The 21,384-nt window shown below is 29.6% G+C and carries 19 protein-coding genes, 1 pseudogene and 1 other annotated feature (1 of these 21 only partly in view); of the genes and pseudogenes, 18 read left to right on the forward strand and 2 right to left on the reverse strand.

All coding sequences use genetic code 11. The annotated features are described in order from the left end of the window. The 11 genes and pseudogenes from HMPREF3045_RS09125 to yihA form a co-directional block, all read left to right on the forward strand. A pseudogene (locus HMPREF3045_RS09125) lies at positions 1–136 on the forward strand (ClbS/DfsB family four-helix bundle protein); the annotation flags it as partial. Between the two features lie 33 nt (positions 137–169). Beyond that, entirely contained in the window at positions 170–592 is a 423-nt protein-coding gene (locus HMPREF3045_RS07025) for an SRPBCC family protein (protein ID WP_070738253.1), read from the forward strand. 49 nt (positions 593–641) lie between these two features. Next, the gene (locus HMPREF3045_RS07030) at positions 642–1,010 is read left to right on the forward strand and encodes a nuclear transport factor 2-like protein (RefSeq protein WP_070738256.1); all 369 of its coding nucleotides are present in this window, start codon (positions 642–644) and stop codon (positions 1,008–1,010) included. Positions 1,011–1,704: 694 nt separating this feature from the next. Then, the gene (gene cdaA / locus HMPREF3045_RS07035) at positions 1,705–2,520 is read left to right on the forward strand and encodes a diadenylate cyclase CdaA (RefSeq protein WP_070738259.1); all 816 of its coding nucleotides are present in this window, start codon (positions 1,705–1,707) and stop codon (positions 2,518–2,520) included. Further along, positions 2,513–3,445 carry a CdaR family protein gene (locus HMPREF3045_RS07040; protein WP_070642520.1) on the forward strand — a complete coding sequence of 311 codons (933 nt, stop codon included), beginning with the start codon at positions 2,513–2,515 and terminating at the stop codon, positions 3,443–3,445. The genes cdaA and HMPREF3045_RS07040 overlap by 8 nt, the downstream gene beginning before the upstream one ends. Beyond that, positions 3,445–4,773: a CCA tRNA nucleotidyltransferase gene (locus HMPREF3045_RS07045; RefSeq protein WP_070738262.1), complete on the forward strand. Its 1,329-nt coding sequence runs from the start codon at positions 3,445–3,447 to the stop codon at positions 4,771–4,773. The genes HMPREF3045_RS07040 and HMPREF3045_RS07045 overlap by 1 nt, the downstream gene beginning before the upstream one ends. A 49-nt stretch (positions 4,774–4,822) precedes the next feature. Beyond that, a complete protein-coding gene (gene tig, locus HMPREF3045_RS07050) occupies positions 4,823–6,157 on the forward strand; it encodes a trigger factor (RefSeq protein WP_070738264.1) in 1,335 nt (444 codons plus the stop codon). A gap of 33 nt (positions 6,158–6,190) precedes the next feature. Further along, a complete protein-coding gene (clpP, locus tag HMPREF3045_RS07055) occupies positions 6,191–6,778 on the forward strand; it encodes an ATP-dependent Clp endopeptidase proteolytic subunit ClpP (protein ID WP_004838066.1) in 588 nt (195 codons plus the stop codon). 2 nt (positions 6,779–6,780) lie between these two features. Beyond that, positions 6,781–7,989 (forward strand): ATP-dependent Clp protease ATP-binding subunit ClpX, encoded by a 1,209-nt coding sequence (gene clpX, locus HMPREF3045_RS07060; protein ID WP_004838067.1) that lies wholly within the window; start codon positions 6,781–6,783, stop codon positions 7,987–7,989. A 43-nt stretch (positions 7,990–8,032) separates the two neighbouring features. Continuing rightward, positions 8,033–10,363 (forward strand): endopeptidase La, encoded by a 2,331-nt coding sequence (gene lon, locus HMPREF3045_RS07065; RefSeq protein WP_070738266.1) that lies wholly within the window; start codon positions 8,033–8,035, stop codon positions 10,361–10,363. Next, positions 10,360–10,947, forward strand: coding sequence for a ribosome biogenesis GTP-binding protein YihA/YsxC (yihA, locus tag HMPREF3045_RS07070; protein ID WP_070738269.1), 588 nt, complete (start codon positions 10,360–10,362; stop codon positions 10,945–10,947). The genes lon and yihA overlap by 4 nt, the downstream gene beginning before the upstream one ends. A gap of 82 nt (positions 10,948–11,029) precedes the next feature. On the opposite strand, the gene HMPREF3045_RS07075 is transcribed toward yihA, so the two are convergent. Continuing rightward, positions 11,030–11,602 (reverse strand): xanthine phosphoribosyltransferase, encoded by a 573-nt coding sequence (locus tag HMPREF3045_RS07075; RefSeq protein WP_070738368.1) that lies wholly within the window; start codon positions 11,600–11,602, stop codon positions 11,030–11,032. Positions 11,603–11,705: 103 nt separating this feature from the next. Between HMPREF3045_RS07075 and HMPREF3045_RS07080 the strand changes: the two genes are divergently transcribed. Both HMPREF3045_RS07080 and HMPREF3045_RS07085 read left to right on the forward strand, forming a co-directional pair. Beyond that, on the forward strand, positions 11,706–12,992 hold the full coding sequence (locus HMPREF3045_RS07080; protein ID WP_070738272.1) for a M18 family aminopeptidase: 1,287 nt from the start codon (positions 11,706–11,708) through the stop codon (positions 12,990–12,992). A 9-nt stretch (positions 12,993–13,001) separates the two neighbouring features. Next, the gene (locus HMPREF3045_RS07085) at positions 13,002–13,301 is read left to right on the forward strand and encodes an MTH1187 family thiamine-binding protein (RefSeq protein WP_004838072.1); all 300 of its coding nucleotides are present in this window, start codon (positions 13,002–13,004) and stop codon (positions 13,299–13,301) included. 59 nt (positions 13,302–13,360) lie between these two features. On the opposite strand, the gene HMPREF3045_RS07090 is transcribed toward HMPREF3045_RS07085, so the two are convergent. Further along, positions 13,361–14,686, reverse strand: coding sequence for an NCS2 family permease (locus HMPREF3045_RS07090; RefSeq protein WP_070738274.1), 1,326 nt, complete (start codon positions 14,684–14,686; stop codon positions 13,361–13,363). Positions 14,687–14,785: 99 nt separating this feature from the next. Here HMPREF3045_RS07090 and HMPREF3045_RS07095 point away from each other — a divergent pair, with 99 nt between their 5' ends. The 5 genes from HMPREF3045_RS07095 to HMPREF3045_RS07115 all read left to right on the forward strand — a co-directional run bounded on the left by HMPREF3045_RS07095 (position 14,786) and on the right by HMPREF3045_RS07115 (position 21,110). Continuing rightward, entirely contained in the window at positions 14,786–16,039 is a 1,254-nt protein-coding gene (locus HMPREF3045_RS07095; protein ID WP_070738276.1) for a hemolysin family protein, read from the forward strand. Positions 16,040–16,046: 7 nt separating this feature from the next. Continuing rightward, positions 16,047–17,702 (forward strand): putative manganese-dependent inorganic diphosphatase, encoded by a 1,656-nt coding sequence (locus HMPREF3045_RS07100; RefSeq protein ID WP_070738277.1) that lies wholly within the window; start codon positions 16,047–16,049, stop codon positions 17,700–17,702. A gap of 286 nt (positions 17,703–17,988) precedes the next feature. Then, positions 17,989–18,999: a 3-deoxy-7-phosphoheptulonate synthase gene (gene aroF, locus HMPREF3045_RS07105; RefSeq protein WP_070738279.1), complete on the forward strand. Its 1,011-nt coding sequence runs from the start codon at positions 17,989–17,991 to the stop codon at positions 18,997–18,999. A gap of 1 nt (position 19,000) precedes the next feature. Continuing rightward, positions 19,001–20,077, forward strand: a complete 1,077-nt coding sequence (gene aroC / locus HMPREF3045_RS07110; RefSeq protein ID WP_070738281.1) for a chorismate synthase — start codon at positions 19,001–19,003, stop codon at positions 20,075–20,077. Continuing rightward, positions 20,070–21,110, forward strand: coding sequence for a prephenate dehydratase (locus tag HMPREF3045_RS07115; protein ID WP_070738283.1), 1,041 nt, complete (start codon positions 20,070–20,072; stop codon positions 21,108–21,110). The genes aroC and HMPREF3045_RS07115 overlap by 8 nt, the downstream gene beginning before the upstream one ends. Before the next feature lie 8 nt (positions 21,111–21,118). Beyond that, positions 21,119–21,384 (forward strand) — a binding site (T-box leader) (it continues 3 nt past the right edge of the window).

A 21,384-nucleotide genomic window follows, 5' to 3' on the forward strand; every position in this document is an offset into this window, starting at 1 on the left:
ACATATGAGAAAATGGGCAGATGAAGCAACTTAAACTGCTACTTGGGAAGTATATAAACTTATTCATGCAAATACAGTGGCATCATTTGGAACATTTAGGACTAATATTAGGAAATGGAAGAAGATAGTTCTATAGAAAAGTATAAATAAGTTTACTTAGGAGGCTTTTATGGTAGTTGCAAATATCAAAGTTACATTAAATTGTCCAATAGAAAAAGTATGGGATAAAGTTACTGACCTTAGTGATTTTGGTTGGAGAAGTGATATCAAAGGTATCAAAATTATTGATGATAACAAATTTGTAGAGATTACAAAAGATGGGATAGAAACAAATTTTAAATTTGTAGAATGTACGAAACATCAATGCTGGTCTTTTGAAATTGAAAACGAGAATATTAAAGGAACTTGGATAGGTAAGTTTTATTCACATGGAAATAATACGACTTTAGATTTTACAGAAAATGTTGTTTCAAAAAAATTTATATTTAAACCTTTTGTAGGACTATATTTAAGAAAACAACAAAAACTGTATTTTAAAGATTTAAAGAATGAACTAAATTGCAATGAAGCAAGTTTTATTCAGAAATTATAAGCATGATTTTAAGTAGATGATAAAAGTTTCATAGAGGTGATTTTAAATTATGGATATAAATAGATTTTTCAAAACAGTTTTATCACAAAATGAAGAAGAGCTTAGGAAATATTTTCAAAAAAATGCTGTAATAAAATGGCATTGCACAAATGAGGTATTTACCTTAGATGAGTATATAAAAGCAAATTGTGAATATCCAGGAAACTGGAATGGAGAAATAGAACAAATCGAAGAAAATGCAAATACCATTATTCTGGCTTGCCGAGTTTTTCCAACAGATAATAGTGAGTCTTTTCATGTAGTAAGTTTTATTCATCTTAAAGATGGTTTAATTATTGAAATGGATGAATATTGGTCTGATGATGGATTAGCGCCAGAATGGCGTAAGGAAATGAAAATTGGAAAAAGAATTAGGTAAATTGGTTTAGATATAGTATTAATAAGTGTAATAAGTGATTATATTAAGATATAGAACTACTGGAAGTAAAATATTATCTAGTAGTAAGGATATAAAAAATTATTAAATTAGAAAAATAAATAGAACATGAAAATATTAGGCGATAGAATAAAAAACTCTATCGTCTTTTTTAATACAAGAAACGAGATTAGTATGAAAAAATTAGAACAAATAAGCCAAAAGGTTGAAATTCACTACAAGTTTATAGGTAAATTAAATTTACCACTTCGGACTACTAACCAGAGTAAGTACGAAGAGTAAAACTCTAATTTTAGATTATTAAAAGATTGAATTAAGTATAACGTGGTCAAAGAGCGTGCTTTATTAAGAAATTGTGCCAGTGGCACGATTTTAATATTTATCCCTCCGAATAAAACGAAGAATTTAAATTTAATTGAATTTAATTTATTAAAAAAATAATCATAGCTTTAAAATTTAGAGTGCGATTTTTGACGAATTTTTAAATTTGAAATCAAATTAATTTTTTTCGTATGATATTCTTAGCATGAGGGGTTGTATACTTTGCTAAAAAATTTCCCAAAAAAATTTTAAATATAAAAATTTCAAAAAATTTAAATTTTATTTCATTTAAGCCTTTCCTTTCTACAAAATTTTATAATAAAGTATATAATATAAATAGACTTAGGAGGTAGACATGTCTTACATAGATAATTTTGTAGCGTATTTATCGCTAATTAGGATTACAGATATAATTGATATAACGCTTATTGCTTTTATTGCATATAAATTGTTAAAGCTTCTCAAAAATACTAGAGCTGAACAAGTTATGAAAGGATTTATTTTTGTTTTAATTTTTGCATCAATTGCTGATATTTTTAAATTAAATACTGTTTCATGGCTTATGAATCAATTTTTTACTGTTTCTTTGGTATTTATAATTGTAGTTTTTCAACCAGAATTAAGGTCTGCTTTGGAAAGAATTGGTAGGGGACGAAGCTTTTTTGTTAGTGATTCTTACAATAAGAATGAAAGATCTATTGATGAAATTGTTTCTGCCATGAGCTCCTTGTCTAGGCAAAAAATTGGTGCTTTGGTGGTTATTGAAAGAGAAGTTGGACTTAATGATATTATTGAAAGTGGAACTAATCTTTCTGCTGAAATTTCTAGCGAACTTTTGATAAATATTTTTATTCCCAACACACCTCTTCATGATGGAGCGGTTATAATTCGTGATGATTTGATTGAAGCGGCAGCTTGTTATTTGCCATTAACTACAAATAATACTTTGTCAAAAGAACTTGGCACTCGTCACAGAGCAGCTATTGGAATTAGCGAAAAAAGTGATTGCCTTGTCGTTGTTGTTAGCGAGGAAACTGGAACAATTTCTATAGTTAGCAATGGTATTATAAATAGATATTTTGATGACGAGTCTTTAAAAGATAGGCTTATGAAAGAGTTAAGAGATGATGAAAATAAATTGAATTTTAAAAGGAGGATTGAAAATGAATAATAAAAATGACAGAAAATTGATTGTTTTATCAATTCTTGTCGCTGTCATTATGTGGGCTTTTGTAATGACTTCAACAAATCCTTCTTTATCAAAAACTATAAGAAATGTTCCTTTAACAATCAAAAATCAAGAAGTAATGCAAAAAGATGGATATGCCTTGGTTGGTAAAGATGAGGTAGCAAGTGTAAATGTAAAAGTTGAAGGTTCAAGATCAGATCTTGCATCTTTGTCAGCAGAAGATTTGGTTGCAAGCATAGATTTGGGCGTTCCAACAGAAGGAATAAAAACTTTAAATGTAAATGTTGATGTTCCGTCAGGAATTAGGATTGAAAGTGTAAGTCCGTCAAATATTAATTTGAAAATGGAAAAGATTGTAAAAAAGGATTTGACTGTAGATATAAAAATTTCTGATAGACTAAAAGAATCAAAAATTATTAATGTAAGCGAGCAATCTACCAAAAAAATTACCGTATCTGGCCTTAGAAATTATGTTGATAAGGTTGATAAAATTGTACTAAATATAAATGAAGAAGAATATCTTGATGGAAAAATTCATGATATTGGAGTAAAACCCGTAGATAAAAATGGAAAAACTGTAGAAAATGTAGATTTGTCACAAAATGATGTGTCAATTTCTTTTGATGTTCTCCAAAGTAAGGAAGTAGGCGTAGAATTAAATTACGATAATCTTCCAAAAAATATGCAAATTGAAGAAAGTAAAATTTCTCCAAGCAAGGTTATAGTAAAGGGAGAAAAAAGTATAGTTGATAAAATAAGTGCAATAAAAACTAGAGAAATCGACCTATCAAATTTGAAAAACGACGAATTTGAGCAAAGAGTAGAACTTGAAATCCCACAAGCTGTCGAGTTAAATGAGGGAGATTATTTTGTAAATGTCTATGTGAAATTAGGAAAGAAAAATTAATGTCCTATAAATATTTAGTAAAAAGACTTGAAGATTCTGGTTTTGAAACTTATCTTGTAGGCGGAGCACTAAGGGATAAGCTTTTGGGAGAGAAAATCCACGATATTGATTTGACAACAAGAGCTAGACCAGATCAAATAATGGAAATTTTTTCTGATATGAAACTAATAGATATAGGGAAAAAATTTGGAACAATAAAGGTTATTTATAAATCCAATGAATTTGAAATTACAAGTTTTAGGGCTGAATCTTTATACAAAGACAAAAGGCATCCTGATAAAATTTCCTTTTCAAATACAATTGAAGAAGATTTAAAAAGAAGAGATTTTACCATAAATGCCATGGCAGAAAGAAATGGCAAGATAATAGATTTATTTGATGGGAAAAAAGATTTAGAGGATAAGATAATAAGAGCTGTTGGCAATCCTTACGAAAGAATAGAAGAAGATTATCTAAGAGCTTTAAGGGCAGTAAGATTTGCTACAGTTTTGGATTTTGAAATTGAAGAAAATTTAAAAAATGCAATAAAAAATAAGAAAAATAATATAGAAGAAATATCAAAAGAAAGAATTATAGATGAAATTAATAAAATTTTATTATCTAAAAATCCATCAAAAGGGATTAGATTATTAGAAAAGCTTGGTCTTTTGGAATATATATTTCCAGAAGTTAAAAAAATGATAGGCTTTAATCAACATTCCTCCCACCATAAATTTGATTTATTTGAACATTCTATGAAAGTATTGGATATGACTCCAGCAAATTTAAAAACAAGAATGGCAGGGCTTTTTCACGATACAGGAAAAATTGATACATTTTTTCTTGATGAAAATGGAGAGGGTAGATTTTTTGGACACCAAGAAATATCAAAAGAAATAATTAAAAATAGGTTAAAAGATTTAAGATATTCCAAAAAATTTATTGAAAACACCTCGCTATTGGTAGAAAGACACATGGATAATACCAATACTTACACAAAAAAATCTGTAAGAAAGCTTTTGAGAAAAGTTGGAGATGAAAATATTTACGATTTGTTTGATTTGCAAAAAGCAGATGTTCTTTCGACAGTTCACGATAATACAGAAAATATTTCAAATGCAAAAATACTTTTAGAAGAAATTTTAAATTCAAATACTCCAAGACAAAAAGACCAAATTGATTTTTCAGGAAATGATTTAATAGAAATGGGATTTAAAGAGGGAAAAAAACTTGGAGAGATTTTAAATGAAGTTTATAATTTGGTAATGGATGAAAAATTAGAAAATAAAAAAAGTGAAATTGTTAAATATATAAAAAATAAATACAATAATCTTGATAGAAATTATTAGAAGTAGTATATTAAACTAATGAGTATGTAGTGTTTTAGGAGGCAAAACGATGACAGAATTAAAATCACATGAAAATAATATAGCAAAATTTGACTTAGTAGTAGCTGCTGAAGATTTTGAAAAAGCAGTTAATAATGTTTATAAAAAAAATAAGTCTAGATATAGGGTAGATGGATTTAGAAAAGGAAAAGTTCCAAAAAGAATAATTGAAAAAATGTACGGAGTAGAAGTATTCTACGATGAAGCAATTCAAGAAGTTTTCCCAGAACCTTATAACAAGGCTATTGAAGAATTAAATCTTGAAGTAATAGATCAACCATCAGTTGATTTTGACGATATAGAAAAAGGAAAAGACGTTGTATTTAAAGTAGAAGTTGAAACAAAACCACATCCAACACTTGGAGATTATTCTGAGCTTGAAGTTACAGAAATCCCAACAGAAGTTACAGATGAAGATGTAGAACACGAATTAAAACATCAACAAGAAGAAAATGCAAGAATTATTCCAATAGAAGACGGCGAAGCTCAAGATGGAGATACAGTAAATATAGATTTTGATGGCTTTCTTGATGGAGAAAGATTTGAAGGCGGAAAAGCTGAAAATCATGATTTAGTTCTTGGATCAAAATCATTTGTTGGCGATTTTGAAAAACAAGTTGAAGGTCACAAAGTTGGAGATAAATTTGATGTAAATGTAACTTTCCCTGAAGATTATCAAGCAAAAGAATTCCAAGGAAAAGACGCAAGATTTGAAGTAGAAATCAATTCAATTTCAAGAAAAGAACTTCCAGAAATTGACGATGAATTTGCAAAAGATATTTCTGAATTTGAAACATTAGAAGAATTAAAAGAAGATACAAAGAAAAATCTTAAAGAAGATAAAGAAAAATTTGTAAAAAATCAAATTCAAAATGAAGCAATCAAAGCTTTGGTAGAAAAATCTGAAGTAAATGCTCCAGATCCATTAGTAAACCAAGAAATTGATCTTGAAATGCAAAATCTTGACCAAAGATTACGTCAAATGGGAATTTCTTTACAACAATATATTGAAATGACAAAAATGGATATGTCTGCAATTAGAGATCAATATAGAGCTGTTGCAGAAGATAAAGTAAAGGCAAATCTTGTAATGGACGAAGTTGCTTTGAAAGAAAATATTGAAGTAAGTGATGAAGAAATAGAAAATGAAATAAAAGATGCTGCTAAACAATATGGAGTAGACGATTACGAAAAATTCAAAGAAATCTTCGAAAAAAATGTTTCTAGAGATACAGTTATAGAAAATGTTAAAAGAAGAAAAGCTGTAGAACTTCTAGAAAAAAATGTAAAATTAGTTCCAGCTAAAAAAGAAGAAGAAAATAAAGAAGACGAAAAAGAAGATTAGTAATCATAAACTCCAAAAAGATAAGGAGATTTTATGAACGCAAAAAACTTTTTAGTTCCTACAGTTATAGAGCAAACAAATAGGGGCGAGCGTGCTTATGATATTTACTCAAGATTATTAAAAGACAGGATTATTTTTCTAACAGGTCCTGTTGAAGATGGGGTAAGTGATATAATTATTGCTCAACTCTTATTTTTGGAAAGCCAAGATCCAAACAAGGATATTCAATTTTATATAAATTCACCAGGTGGAGTGGTTACAGCAGGACTTGCAATCTATGACACAATGAATTATATAAAACCAGATGTATCTACAATTTGTATAGGTCAAGCTGCATCAATGGGAGCAGTTTTACTTTCATCTGGAGCAAAGGGAAAGAGATTTTCTCTTCCAAATTCAAACATCCTAATCCATCAACCATCAGGTGGAGCTCAAGGTCAAGCAAGCGATATTCAAATCCAAGCTGAGCAAATTTTAAAAATGAAAAAAAGATTAAATAAAATTTTGGCAGATAATACTGGCCAAAGTATTGAAAAAATTCAAAAAGATACAGACAGAGATTTTGCTATGGATGCTTATGAAGCAAAAGAATATGGCTTAATAGACAAGGTAATAGAATAAGTATGGGTAAAATGGAATTTGAAGAAAATAGATGTTCCTTTTGTGGGAAAAGCGCTGATGAAGTTGATAGATTAATTGCAGGACCAGATGCTTTTATTTGTAATGAATGCATTGAGCTTTGCTCATCAATTATTCAAAGAGAAGAATTAGTTGAACACAGCCACATGGATATTGATCTTGCCACACCAAGTGAGATAAAAGATTATTTGGATCAATATGTAATCCAACAAGAAATGGCAAAAAAAACTTTATCAGTTTCAGTTTATAATCACTACAAAAGAATAAATTCAAATTATGATAGCAAAGATGATGTTGAGCTACAAAAATCAAATATTTTGATGTTAGGACCAACTGGTTCTGGAAAAACTCTTCTTGCTCAAACTCTTGCCAAGAAATTAAATGTTCCATTTGCAATTGCAGATGCAACAAGTTTAACTGAAGCAGGATATGTTGGAGAAGATGTAGAAAATATAATTTTGAAATTAGTTCAAGCTGCTGATTATGATATTGAGCTTGCCCAAACAGGAATAATCTACATTGATGAAATAGATAAAATAACTAGAAAAAGTGAAAATCCTTCAATAACTCGTGATGTTAGTGGAGAAGGAGTTCAACAAGCGCTTTTAAAATTAATTGAAGGAACTGTTGCAAATGTTCCTCCTCAAGGCGGAAGAAAACACCCAAGCCAAGAATATATCCAAGTTGATACAACAAATATTTTGTTTATTGTTGGTGGAGCCTTTGATGGAATTAAAGATATAATAAAACAAAGAACTAACAAAAAATCAATTGGTTTTGGTTCAGAAGATAGTGAAAATAAAGAAGTTTCTTTGGCAGACGTTACAACTGAAGATCTTTTGAAATTTGGATTAATTCCAGAATTTATTGGAAGAGTTCCTATAGTTGTTTCACTTGAAGATTTGGATGTAAATAGTCTTGTAAAAATTTTACAAGAGCCAAAAAATTCTCTATTAAAACAATATCAAAAATTATTTGAGCTTGATGGAGTAAAATTAACTTTTGAAGATGAAGCAGTCAAAGAAATTGCCGAAAAAGCCTTTAAGCAAGAAACAGGTGCTAGAGGACTTAGGACAATTTTGGAAGATTTGCTTTTGGATGTAATGTTTGAAATTCCTTCAAAAGATCATATAAAAGAAGTTATTGTATCAAAAGGTGCTATAAAAGATAAGAAAAAATTAATATACAAATAAAAAAGGGAGACATTGGGCTCCCTTTTTACTACAAGGAGATAAAATGAGCTTTATCTATAAAATAGATACAAAAGAATATCCAATGGTTCCTGTTAGGGGCTTGTGGGCTTTTCCTGATACAGTAGTCCACTTTGATTGCCAAAGAGCAGTTTCAAAAAAAGCTGTAGAAGATGCTTTATTAAATGAATCTGAAATTTTTTTGGTAAATCAAAAAGATATTTTAGAAGATAATCCGAAAAAAGAAGATATTTATGATTATGGAACAATTGCAAGCATAAAACAAACTTTTAATTTGCAAAATGGAGAGCTTAGGGTTTTGATTGAAGCAAAATCTGTTGGCGAAGTTTTGAATGTAAAAATTGAAGATGGATTTTTTAAGGCAGAGGTTAAAGAATATATTTTTGATGAAGAAAATTTTGAAAGTAATGAAAACATTGAAGCTTTGAAAAAAATGTTGGTTGAAGATTTTAGATCTTATGTTTCAATGGATAATACTATTCCACCAGAAATTGCTTTTTCTTTGGTAGAAATTGAAAATATTGATAAACTTGCAAATTTAATAACATATTATCTTCCTCTAAGTCCAAAAGAAAATTATTCTCTTTTAAAAGAGCTTGATATTGAAGAAAAACTTATTAATCTTCATAGGCTAATTCAAAAAGAAATTGAGCTAAAAGACTTATCAAAAAAAATAGATTCTAAGGTTCAAGAAAATATTAATAAGGGACAAAAAGAATATTATCTTAGGGAAAAACTTGATGTTGTTAAAAATGAATTAAATGATCTAACAGGAAAAGATTTGAATGAGGCGGATGCCTTTAGGAAAAAAATTAAAAAATTAAAAATTGACAAGGAAGACAAGGAAACTTTATTAAAAAGTATTGATAGACTTGAAATGATTCCAGAAATGAGTCCCGATTATGGAGTTATAACTTCTTATCTTGATTTTGTAATTTCTCTTCCTTGGTCAAAAAAATCAAAAGATAATTTGGATATAATTCATGCAAAAAAAGTTTTGGATGAAGACCATTATGGACTTATGGAAGTCAAGGAAAGAATTCTTGAATCAATCGCTGTTAGAAAGAAAAAAGGAAATAATCAAGCGGCAATAATTTGTCTTGCTGGCCCTCCAGGAGTTGGTAAAACTTCAATTGCAAAATCAATCGCAAGAGCTTTAAATCGTAAATTTATTTCAATGCGTCTTGGTGGAGTAACTGACGAATCAGAAATTAGAGGTCACAGAAGAACTTATGTTGGAGCTATGGCTGGAAGAATTTTATCAAATATATCAAGAATAAAAGTAAAAAATCCAGTATTTTTGCTAGATGAAATTGATAAGTTAGGCTCAGATTTTAGGGGAGATCCATCATCAGCCCTTCTTGAAGTTTTAGATCCAGAACAAAATGATAAATTTATCGACCGTTACCTTGATATAGGTTTCGATTTATCAGAAATATTTTTTATAACAACAGCAAACGACATTTCAAATATTCCTCCAGCACTTTTTGATAGGCTTGAAATTATAGAAATTTCTGGCTACACCCAAAGAGAAAAGGAAGAAATTGCCAAAAGATATTTAATTAAAAAAGAAATGGAAAACAACGGACTTTGTAAAGATGATTTGAATATTTCAGATCCAGTTATAGAAAAAATCATAAAATCCTACACAAGAGAAGCAGGTGTAAGGTCGCTTGAAAGAAATATTGCAAAAATAGCAAGACGTGCTGTAAAAGAAATTCTTGAAGGCAAAGAGAAAGTCAATGTTTCTATGAGAAATTATGAGAAATATCTTGGCAAGGAAAGATTTTTTGAAGACCAAAGACTCAAAGAAGATAAAATTGGAATTGCAAATGGACTTGCTTGGACTCAAGTTGGTGGAACGATTTTAACAATTGAAGTAAATGCCATGGACGGCAAAGGTGCAAATTTATTTACAGGAAGTTTGGGAGATGTTATGAAAGAATCTGCTCAAGCGGCAATTTCATATTTGAGAAAAAATTCTAAAGAATTAGAAATCGATCCAGATTTTTATAAAAATAAAGACATTCACGTCCACGTTCCAGAAGGAGCAACTCCAAAAGATGGCCCATCGGCAGGAATTACCATGACAACTGCAATTGCTTCAGCTCTTACAGGAAAAAAAGTAAGATCTGACCTTGCAATGACAGGCGAAGTTACAATCACAGGAGAAGTTTTGCCAATTGGTGGACTTAAAGAAAAGGCTCTTGCAGCTTACGCTTATGATATAAAAAATGTAATTATTCCAAAAGAAAATGAAAAAGATATTGAAGACATTGACAAGGAAGTTAGGGAAAAAATAAACTTTATAAAAGTATCAAAAGTTTCAGAAGTTTTAAAGGAAGCCTTGCTATGAAAATAAAATCAGTAAATTTAGATCAAGTTGCAGGATTTGTCTCCCAATTTCCAAATGATAATTTTGAAGAAATTGCCTTTGCGGGAAGATCCAATGTGGGAAAATCTTCTTTTATAAATTCATTTTTGGACAAAAAAAATCTTGCCAAAACTTCATCAAAACCGGGCAAAACCAAAACCATAAATTTTTATAAAATAAATGATAAATTTAGGCTAGTAGATCTTCCAGGATATGGCTATGCCAAAGTTTCAAAAACAGAAAAAGAAAAATGGAATAATTTAATCCACAAATATTTATATGAAAGAGAAAATTTAAAAGAAGTTTTTCTTTTGGTTGATATAAGACACGCTCCAACAAAACAAGATAAAGAAATGTATGATTGGATAATAGATTCTGGATTTACAGGATTTGTTATAGCAACAAAATACGATAAAATTCCTAAAACACACTTAAAAAAACACATAAAAGAAATAATGAAAACTTTAAATATTGATGATGAAGGATTGATTTTTGCCTATTCATCAATAACTTCTCATAATAAAAATGTTTTATTAGAACAAGTTGAAGTAATAGTAAATTCATAAATTTAAATTTTAAAATCTCACGCAAGTGGGATTTTTTATTTTGAAATTTTAAAATAAAAAAGATGGCAAAAGCCATCTTAGATTAATCTATAAATTCTATTTCTTTTCCGTCCATGTGAGAAATTCTTGCAAGAGAGTAAACATCTATGCCCATATCATCAAGAAGTTTTCTTCCGTCTTGGTAGGATTTTTCTATAACTATTCCAATGCCAGCCACATTTGCACCTGCTTGTTTACAAATTGCAACCATAGCTTTTGCAGCTTGACCATTTGCCAAAAAATCATCTATCAACAAAACATTATCATTTTCGTGTAAGTAATCCTTGCTTACAATAAGTCTTTTCATTTCTTCTTTTGTATAAGAATAGCAAGTTGAAGAAAATGTATTGTCATCGGTTGTAAGAGATTTTTGTTTTCTTGCAAAAACTACATCGCAATCAAGGACAAGACCTGTGATAACTGCTGGGGCAATTCCTGATGATTCAACTGTCAAAATTTTATTTATATTTTTGTCTTTAAAATGCTCAGCAAATTCTTCTCCCATTTCTTTTATCAATTTTGGTTTTATTTGATGATTTAGAAAAGAATCAACTTTTAAAATATCTTTGCCAAGAACCTTACCATGGCTTAATATTACTTCTTCTAATTTTTTCATTATAAACATTTACCTCCGTACTCTTTTTATTATTATAAAGCAAAGTTTAACAAAAAGTCAAAAATCACTTTTATAAAGCTATCTATAGGGTAATATATATTATATGAATAGAAATGAAATAATCAATGACTTAATAGAATTTATTGACCAAAGTCCAATAAATTATTTTGCTGTCAAAAATTCTATTGATCGTTTAGAAAAAAATGGTTTTAAAAAACTAAATGAAAATGAAAAATGGAAACTAGAAAAAGGCGGAAAATATTTTGTAAGTCGTGACGATACAGCTTTAATTGCTTTTAGTGTGGGAGATGATCCAAGAAAGGGGTTTGATATAATTGGATCTCACACAGATTCTCCAACTTTTAAAATAAAATCAAATCCAGAAATGACTTCAAATGGATTTTTGAAATTTAATGTTGAAGGCTATGGGGGAATGATTGTATCTTCTTGGTTTGATAGGGATTTGTCTTTGGCAGGAAAAGTTGTTTATGAAGAAAATGGAGAATTTACAACGAAGCTTTTAAAAATTGATAAAGATCTTTTGACAATTGCAAATTGTGCAATCCATATTAATAGGGATTTAAATTCAGGTTACAAATATAATATGCAAGATGAACTTTCTCCTATAATAAAAACCATTGAAGATGATTTTAAAAAAGAAGGATTTTTGCAAAAATTATTGGCAAAAGAAATTGGAGTAGATGAAGAAAAAATAATAGATTTTGATTTGGCACTTTTTGATAGGCAAAAAGGATCTCTTATGGGAAGTGATGATGAATTTATTCACATTGGAAGACTTGATAATCTTGCAAGTGTTCACCAATCTCTTACAGCTTTAATTAATAGTGAAAATAAAAAATTTAATATGTGCGTATTAAATGACAATGAAGAAATTGGATCAGGCACAAGGACAGGAGCATCTTCTCCATTTTTGGATGAAATTATGGAAAGAATTGTAATGAATTTGGGTTATAATAGGGAAGATTATTTTATTTCTCTTTCTAATTCATATTTGATTTCAGCAGATCTTTCTCACTCAATTCATCCAAATTATAGTAATTTATTTGATTCTACTAATAATACAAGAATAAATATGGGTATAGGGATAAAGGTAGCTTCTAATGGTGCTTATACAACAAATGTAGAAACTAGGGCAAGATTTTTAAAGCACGCAAAAAATGTTGGAGCAAAAGTTCAAACTTTTCATAACAGATCTGATAAGGTCGGTGGCTCTACAATTGGCCCAATAGTTTCTTCAAAATCTGGAATAAAATCAATAGATGTCGGAACACCAATTCTTGCCATGCACTCAATAAGAGAGCTTGGCGGAGTAGACGATCACATAGAAGCTATAAAAATATTTGAAGATTTTTACAATAAAAAATATTAGGAGGATATTATGGCAGTTATAGAATTAACAGTAGTACCAATAGGAACAAAAGAAACTTCAGTTTCAAAATATGTAGCAGGATGCGAAAAAGTTTTGAAAGAATACGAAGATTTGGAAGTAAGATTAAATCCGATGGGAACAGTTATCCATGGAGATATAGACAGGGCCTTTGAAGCAATCAGAGCTTGTCAAGAATCAGTTTTTAAAAATGGAGCTGATAGAGTTTACTCAGTAATAAAAATAGACGACAGACGCGACAAAAAAGCAAGTCTTGACCAAAAAATAAAATCAGTTGAAGATAAGATGTAAAATATTTTATCTTAATTTTAAAATTCCCCAAAATTAATGGGGAATTTTTGTTTGCTTATTTACGAAAATAATGGAAGTAAATATCTTAGTAAAAATACTAAGGCAAGCACATAAACTAATGGGGAAACTTCTTTTCCTTTTCCTGTTAATAATTTTACGCTTGCGTATGAAATCATTCCAAAGGCGATTCCTTCTGCAATTGAGTAAGCAAATGGCATCATTATTATTGTCATAAAGGCTGGGAAAGATTCTGTGAAATCTCCAAAATTTATATCAACAATTGAATCTATCATAAATAATCCTACCATTACAAGAGCGGCTGCTGTTGCTTGAGCTGGAATTATTGTGATTAATGGATAGAAAAATATTGATAGGAAAAAACAAAATCCTGTTGACAAGGCAGTTAGTCCTGTTCTTCCACCTTCTGCAACTCCTGTTGCACTTTCTACAAATGTTGTTACAGTTGATGTTCCCAAAAGTGCTCCAAGAGTTGTACCAATACTATCTGCAAAAAGTGCACGTCCAGCATTAGGCAACTGTCCATTTTCATCTAACATTTTTGCTTTTGTTGCAACTCCTGTAAGTGTTCCTATTGTATCAAATAAATCTACAAATAAAAATGCGAATACAACAGAAAACATTTCTAGTGAAAATATTGATGAAAAATCTAATTTGAAAGCAATTGGGCTAAGTGATGGTGGCAATTGAATAATTCCGCCTTCTGGGAGCTTGCTTACTCCAGTAAAAAGAGCAATTATTGTAGAAATAACAATTCCTATTAACAAAGCTCCCTTTGTTTTTCTTGCTGTTAAAACTGCCATAATCAAAAGTCCTATAAAAAATATAAAACTTTCTTTACTAACTAAATTTCCAAGTCCAAGTCCAACATCATTTTTTACAATTACAGTAGAATTTAATAAACCAATTAGAGAAATAAATAATCCGATTCCTACTGATACTGCAGTTTTTAAACTTCTTGGTATGGCATTAAAAATTGCTTCACGTACATTAAAAAATGTTAAAAATACAAAAATAATTCCTTCAATAAAAACAGCTGCTAAGGCAAATTCCCAACTTTTTCCCATAGTCATTACAACTGTGTAGGTAAAAAATGCGTTTAATCCCATTCCAGGTGCAAGGGCAAATGGAAGGTTTGCGTAAAGAGCCATAATTAAAATTGCAATTATTGATGCAATTATTGTTGCAGTAAATACTGCTCCCTTATCCATTCCAGCATCTCCCAAAATTTGTGGATTTACTGCCAAAATATATGACATAGTCATAAATGTTGTAATTCCTGCCATGATTTCAGTTTTTACATTTGTTTTTTTCTCTTTTAATCTGAAAATTTTTTCGGCAAGTGATTCGTTCGAATTTTTTTCCATAATTCCTCCTTTTTTTCGAGCATATTATATCATAATTACTTTAATTAATCACTTTATTTTTTTATAAATTTCTCATATAATGTATTCAAGGAGGAAGTTTTGACGACAAAAAATATAATTGAGTTATTTGTAATGATTTTGGGGATTTTGCTTTCTGCATTTTTTTCATCTTCAGAAACTGCCATTACTTCTGTAAACAAATTTAAATTAAGGCAACTTGAAGAAAAAAATGTAAAAAACGCATCATTGCTTAGAAAACTCGTTGATGATAGCCAAAACACAATTACAACAATTCTTGTTGGAAATAATATTGTAAATATTGTTACTACTACCATAGCTGCATTATTTTTTACTGATATTTTTGGAGCTGCTGGTGCTTTTATTTCTACAGTTGTTGTAACTATAACAGTTTTAATTTTTGGAGAAATTACTCCAAAGCTTGCAGCTCAAATTAATAGCGAAAAAATAGCTCTTAGATTTTCAAAAGCTATTTATATTGTGACTTTAATTTTAAAGCCTATGGTATTTTTATTGGGATTATTTACAAAATATCTTACAAAAAAATTATCTGATGGGGCTGATAATTCTGATAAGGTTACAGAAGAAGATTTGAAAACTATTGTAGATGTTGGGGAAGAGCAAGGCGTTATTAATAATGAAGAAAGTGAAATTATAAATAATGTTTTTGATTTTGCTGGCTCTTTTGCATCTGATATTATGACTCCAAGAACTAATATGGAGGCAATAGCTATTGATTCGACTAAGGAAGAATTGGATAAATTTTTAATTGAATCTAAGCATTCAAGAATTCCTGTTTATGGCGAAAGTATTGATAATATTGTGGGCGTTTTGCACATGAAAGATATTGTTACTTTTGTTGCTGAGGGTAGAGAGCCAAGGCTTAAAGATATGCTAAGGCAAACTTACTATGCTTATGAAAATATGAATATAATTGATCTTTTTAAATCAATGAAAAAAATGAATGTGTCCCTTGCTATTGTTGTTGATGAATACGGCGGAACGGAAGGGCTTGTTTCGATTGAAGATATTATTGAGGAGCTTGTTGGAGATATTTACGATGAATATGATCCTGATGATGAGAAAGTCTACAAGGTTTCTGATAATGAATTTATAGTTGATGCAAGTATGCACATAAATGATTTTAATGATTATTTTAATAGAGATATTAAAGAAGTTAAAAATGATTCGGTTGGAGGTTTGGTTATTGATTATCTTAACCGTCTTCCTAAAACTGGAGATATTGTAAAGGTTGATGATGTTACTTTGATTTGTGAGAAGGTTGAACGTTACAAGATAAATTTACTTAGAGTTAAATTTGATAGCGAAAGTTAGAGGTATTATGAAACAAACAGTTTATATTACAGGTCACAAAAATCCAGATACTGATTCTATTTGCTCAGCCCTTGCTTATGCAAATCTAAAAAATAGGCTGGGAGATAGCGAGGCGATTCCGATTAGACTTGGTCATGTAAATCAAGAAACTCAATTTGTTCTTGATTATTTTGGAGTTAAGGCTCCTCTTCATAAGGATTCTATGAAACTTCAAATAAAAGATATTGACTATGACAATTCTTATAATGTTGATGAATCTCTTCCAATTAGAAATGCTTGGTCAATAATTCAAGAAAATAAATTGAATTCTCTTTTTGTAGTAGATGATAAGGAAAGATTAATTGGAGTTGCATCTTTGTCAAACTTAACCCATTCTTATATGGAAGTTTGGGATGATAGAATTATTGGAAGAACTCACACGCCAATTGAAAATATAGTTGATATTTTATCTGCAAAGCTTATGGTAAATCCAAAAAGGCCTAGAGATTTTACAGGCAAAATGATGGTTTATGCCATGAATGAAAAAGATTCTCCAGAAACTTCTTTGGTTGGAGATGGAGATTTGGTTATAACAGGAAATAGGCTTGAAGCTCAAGAGTATTTGATAAGTAAAAATATTTCTTTAATTATTTTAACCAACGGCTCTGATATGAAGGAGGAGCTAAAAAAAGAGGCTGAAAAAAATAATATTACAATTATTTCAACAGAATATGATACCTTTATGACAGCAAGACTTTTGCCAATGGCAGTTCCAATTGCAAATGTTATGAGCACAGAAAATTTGGTTTATTTTTCTCCAGAAGATACAGTTGATACAGTTCGTGAGGTAATGGGAAAAACTAGATTTAGATCTTATCCAATTGTTGATGCAAGGGGAAGAGTTCTTGGGGCAATTTCAAGATACCATTTAATTTCTGATGAGAAGAAAAAATTAATTTTGGTTGACCACAACGAAAGAAACCAATCAGTTGATGATATTGATTATGCAGAAATAATTGAAATAATTGACCACCACAGAGTAGCTAATGTTGTAACAAATCAACCCTTATTTTTTAGGGCAGAGCCTGTGGGTTCAACTGCAACCATAGTTGCAAAAATGTTTTTTGAATCAGGAATAAGACCTACAAAAGAAATTGCTGGTCTACTTTCAGCAGCAATAATTTCCGATACTCTTTTATTCAGATCGCCAACAACAACAGAAACTGACAAAAGAGTTTTAAATAGACTTACAAAAATTGCAGATATTAATCCAGAAGATTTTGCTATGAAGATGTTTAAGGCTGGAACAAGTCTTAAAAATAAATCGCCAGAAGATTTAATTGATGGAGATGTAAAAGCATTTACAATTGGCGATGACAAAATCAGAGTTGGACAAGTTATGACAATGAATCCAGAAGAGTTAAATCCTATAAAAGATAAATTAACTGCTCTTATGAAAGAAAGATTAAATGCTAAGGGAGAAAATACATTTGTCCTTGTCCTTACAGATATTTTCAATAAAAAATCTGAATTATTAGTCGTGGGAAACTATCTTGATGATATAGAAAAAGTTTTTGGAAATAAGGTAAACAATGGAACAATTTCAGCTCCTGGTGTTTTATCCAGAAAAAAACAAGTTATACCAAAAATAACTGAAGCTATTATGAATTCCCACAATAATTAAACTTTACTGAAAAAAATTTCTATGCTATAATATAGAAAATTTAGAAAACAGGAGAAAATAATGAAAAACTTAAATTTTGCACAAACTAGCTTTTACTTTTTTAACTTTACTTTTGACAAAAGTAAGGCTATTTATCATGTGCAAAATTTTAAAACATTTTAAGTTTTTTTGAATTTTAGCTTCTTGGTAATAGCCAGGAAGCTTTTTTATTTTGAAATAATAAATTAGCTTAAAAAATTACATAAAAAATTTTTAAAGAAAAAAGAGATTTTGTTAGGAGAAGAAAATGATTATTAAATTAAAAAATGGTGCAAATGAAAAAGAAGTACAAGATCTTATAAAAGAAATTGAAGATATGGGACTTAAAGTAAGTAAGGCAGTTGGTTTTAAAACGACTATTTTGGGGCTTTTGGGAGATACTTCCAAGGTTTCAAAAGATGATATGAAATCAAAAAGTGTTGTTGATGATGTAATAAGAATCCAAGAGCCTTATAAAAAAGCAAACAGAAAATTTCACCCAGAAGATACAATAATTACTTTGGAAAATGGAACAAAAATCGGTGGTGGCTCTTTTGTTTATATGGCAGGACCATGTTCAGTCGAAAGTGAAGAACAAATTGTATCAATTGCAAAAAAAATCAAAAAATCTGGCGCAACTATTTTAAGAGGAGGAGCTTTTAAGCCAAGAACAAGTCCATACTCTTTCCAAGGTTATGGCAAAAAAGCCATTGATTATCTAATAAAAGCAAAAGAAAAAACAGGCCTTGCTCTTGTTTCAGAAATTATGGAAATTAACCAATTAGAATATTTTGACGATGTAGATATTCTTCAAGTTGGAGCAAGAAATATGCAAAATTTTGATTTATTAAAAGCGCTTGGAGAAGTTGATAAACCAATTTTATTAAAAAGAGGCCTATCTGCAACTTATGAAGAATTATTGATGGCAGCAGAATATATTATGAGCAGGGGAAATACAAAAGTTATTCTTTGTGAGAGAGGAATTAGGACTTTTGAAACAGCAACAAGAAATACTTTGGACGTGACAGCTGTTCCATTTTTGCATGAAAAAACTCATCTTCCAATAATAATCGATCCATCTCATGCAGCGGGAATTTCAAGATATGTAAAAGATTTATCCCTATCTGCAACAGCAGTTGGGGCAGATGGACTTATGATAGAAGTTCACGAAAATCCTGCAAAAGCATTTTCTGATGGAGCTCAATGCGTAGTTCCAGATGATTTTGACAAAATAGTAAAGGCTACAAAAAAAATCCATGATTTAAGAAAGGAAATTTAAAATGAGTCAAAGCTTTGGTAAAAATTTAAAAATAACCATATTTGGCTCAAGCCACCAAGAATATATGGGCGTAGTTATGGATAATATGGAAATTGGTTTTGAAATTGACATGGAAAAACTTAATAATTTTATGCAAAGAAGAGCTCCAGGCAAATCAAAATTTACCACAAAAAGAAAAGAAAGTGACAAGATAAATTTTATTTCTGGAGTAAGGGATAATAAAATAATTTCTAAAACTATAACAGCAATAATAAAAAATGAGAATTACAAATCCAAAGATTATGAAAATTTAAATGATATTCCAAGGCCATCTCATGCAGATTATACAAGTTTTATAAAATATGGAAATGAAATGGATATGAATGGGGGAGGACCTTTTTCTGGAAGATTAACTGCGCCATTTTGTCTTGCAGGAGGAATTGCCAAGCAAATTTTAGAAGAAAAAAATATAAAAATTTCATCAAGGATTAAAAATATTGGAGGAATTGAAGATAAAAATATTGATTTGGCAAATCCTTCTATGGATGAATTGGAAAAAATTTCTCAAAAAGAAATCCCTGTTTTGGACGAAAAAAAAGAAAAAGATATTAGAAATCTTTTAGAAAAAGTAAAAAAAGATGGAGATTCTATTGGGGGAATTTGTCAAGTTTTTGGAGAAAATATTCCAAAAGGACTTGGAGAGCCGATGTTTGATTCTTTTGAGGCAAAAATTTCCTATCTTTCTTATGGGATTCCTGCCCTTAGGGCGGTTTCTTTTGGTTTGGGACTTGATGCAATGAAAATGAAAGGTTCTCAGCACAATGACCAATTTGAAATTAAAAATGGACAAGTAAAAACTATAACAAATAATGCTGGTGGAGTTGTTGGAGGAATTACAAATGGTATGCCCGTAGTTTTTGATTTAATTTTCAAACCAACCCCGTCAATTTATATTTGCCAAAAATCATTTTCTATAAAAGAAAAAAAAGAAAAAATATTGCAAATTAAGGGACGACACGATCCATGCCTTGCCCTTAGAACTCCTCCTATTGGAGAATCTATTTTGGCTTTAACTGTATTGGACTTGTTAAATGAATGAAAATATTGAAAAAATTATTAAAAATTTAGAAAAAGAAAATTATAAAAAAGAAGATTTGGAAAATCTTGATAAATTTGTAAAAGAAAAATATAAAGATTATATGATGAGTCTTTGTGATGGAAAATTTTCTAAATATTTACAAGATAAATTTATAAGAGAAATTTTTCCTAAAGAAGGAAAAATTGGCGTAGGAGGGGCAAAAGGCTCTTATGCCGATCAAGTTTCCCATATTATTTTTCACAAAGGTAAAATAAATTATTACAAAAAATTTGACCAAATTCTTGATGCAATAGATGAAAATATATGTGATTTTGGAATTTTGCCTTTAGAAAATTCATCTTTTGGCTCTGTAAAAGAAGTTTATAATCTAATGCTTGAAAGAAATTTTTTTATAATTGGAAATTATAAGCTAGATATAAATCATTATTTGTTGGGACATTTAGATGCAACACTTTCTGATATAAAAACAGTTTATTCTCATCCGCAAGCTCTAGGTCAATGTGGAAAATATATAAATAAACACGGTTTTATCCAAAAAGAATATTATAATACGGCACTTGCGAGCAAATATATAAAAGAGAAAAATAATAAAAAACTTGGAGCTATTGGCTCAAAATTTTGTGCTAAGGTTTATAAACTAAAAATAATTGACGAAAATATTCAAAATGAATCAAATAATTATACAAGATTTATTATAGTGTCCAAAAATTTAAAAATTTATGAAAAGGCAAACAAAATTTCTGTAAGGTTAAAAGCTTTTGATAAGCCGGGCTCTCTTATTAATATCGTAGAAAAATTTAAAATTTTGGGTGTAAATATGACTAAGCTTGAATCTTCTCCAATTCCTGGTTCTGATTTCGAATTTGTATTTTATTTTGACTTTGAAGGCTCTATTAAAGAGAAAAGAATTAGGAGCCTTTTGGATTTTTTATATGAAAATACTAGAGATTTTGAATTTATGGGAGCTTATATTGACTTTAACAAAGCATTTGACAAAAATATAAATTCAATATATAATCAAAATAACTTATAAGTTAAAATAATAAAGCTTTGATCAGAAGTAAGTAAGTTTTATAAATCTTTTATAGAGAGCTTGTGTGTGGTGGAAACAAGTAAAGAAGTAAAACTGAATGGATCTGAGAGTGCTAAGGTGAAAAAAGTACCCGAGGCCGTCTTCCCACGTTATAGGGATATGATATGAAATTATTTTAAATTAGTATCAGAATAAAGATATGTAAGATTTATTAATTTATTGAAATTTATTTTACATAAAAAGGATGGCACCGCGAATTCAACCATTTGCTCCT

The organism is Anaerococcus sp. HMSC075B03 (assembly GCF_001815585.1).
In the GTDB taxonomy this organism is placed as follows: domain Bacteria; phylum Bacillota; class Clostridia; order Tissierellales; family Peptoniphilaceae; genus Anaerococcus; species Anaerococcus vaginalis.

Bases quoted from the DNA above. Each gene is read 5' to 3' on its own strand.
- HMPREF3045_RS07025 (WP_070738253.1), top strand. From the start codon at position 170: ATGGTAGTTGCAAATATCAAAGTTACATTAAATTGTCCAATAGAAAAA.
- HMPREF3045_RS07030 (WP_070738256.1), top strand. From the start codon at position 642: ATGGATATAAATAGATTTTTCAAAACAGTTTTATCACAAAATGAAGAA.
- cdaA (WP_070738259.1), top strand. From the start codon at position 1,705: ATGTCTTACATAGATAATTTTGTAGCGTATTTATCGCTAATTAGGATT.
- HMPREF3045_RS07040 (WP_070642520.1), top strand. From the start codon at position 2,513: ATGAATAATAAAAATGACAGAAAATTGATTGTTTTATCAATTCTTGTC.
- HMPREF3045_RS07045 (WP_070738262.1), top strand. From the start codon at position 3,445: ATGTCCTATAAATATTTAGTAAAAAGACTTGAAGATTCTGGTTTTGAA.
- tig (WP_070738264.1), top strand. From the start codon at position 4,823: ATGACAGAATTAAAATCACATGAAAATAATATAGCAAAATTTGACTTA.
- clpP (WP_004838066.1), top strand. From the start codon at position 6,191: ATGAACGCAAAAAACTTTTTAGTTCCTACAGTTATAGAGCAAACAAAT.
- clpX (WP_004838067.1), top strand. From the start codon at position 6,781: ATGGGTAAAATGGAATTTGAAGAAAATAGATGTTCCTTTTGTGGGAAA.
- lon (WP_070738266.1), top strand. From the start codon at position 8,033: ATGAGCTTTATCTATAAAATAGATACAAAAGAATATCCAATGGTTCCT.
- yihA (WP_070738269.1), top strand. From the start codon at position 10,360: ATGAAAATAAAATCAGTAAATTTAGATCAAGTTGCAGGATTTGTCTCC.
- HMPREF3045_RS07075 (WP_070738368.1), bottom strand. From the start codon at position 11,602: ATGAAAAAATTAGAAGAAGTAATATTAAGCCATGGTAAGGTTCTTGGC.
- HMPREF3045_RS07080 (WP_070738272.1), top strand. From the start codon at position 11,706: ATGAATAGAAATGAAATAATCAATGACTTAATAGAATTTATTGACCAA.
- HMPREF3045_RS07085 (WP_004838072.1), top strand. From the start codon at position 13,002: ATGGCAGTTATAGAATTAACAGTAGTACCAATAGGAACAAAAGAAACT.
- HMPREF3045_RS07090 (WP_070738274.1), bottom strand. From the start codon at position 14,686: ATGGAAAAAAATTCGAACGAATCACTTGCCGAAAAAATTTTCAGATTA.
- HMPREF3045_RS07100 (WP_070738277.1), top strand. From the start codon at position 16,047: ATGAAACAAACAGTTTATATTACAGGTCACAAAAATCCAGATACTGAT.
- aroF (WP_070738279.1), top strand. From the start codon at position 17,989: ATGATTATTAAATTAAAAAATGGTGCAAATGAAAAAGAAGTACAAGAT.
- aroC (WP_070738281.1), top strand. From the start codon at position 19,001: ATGAGTCAAAGCTTTGGTAAAAATTTAAAAATAACCATATTTGGCTCA.
- HMPREF3045_RS07115 (WP_070738283.1), top strand. From the start codon at position 20,070: ATGAATGAAAATATTGAAAAAATTATTAAAAATTTAGAAAAAGAAAAT.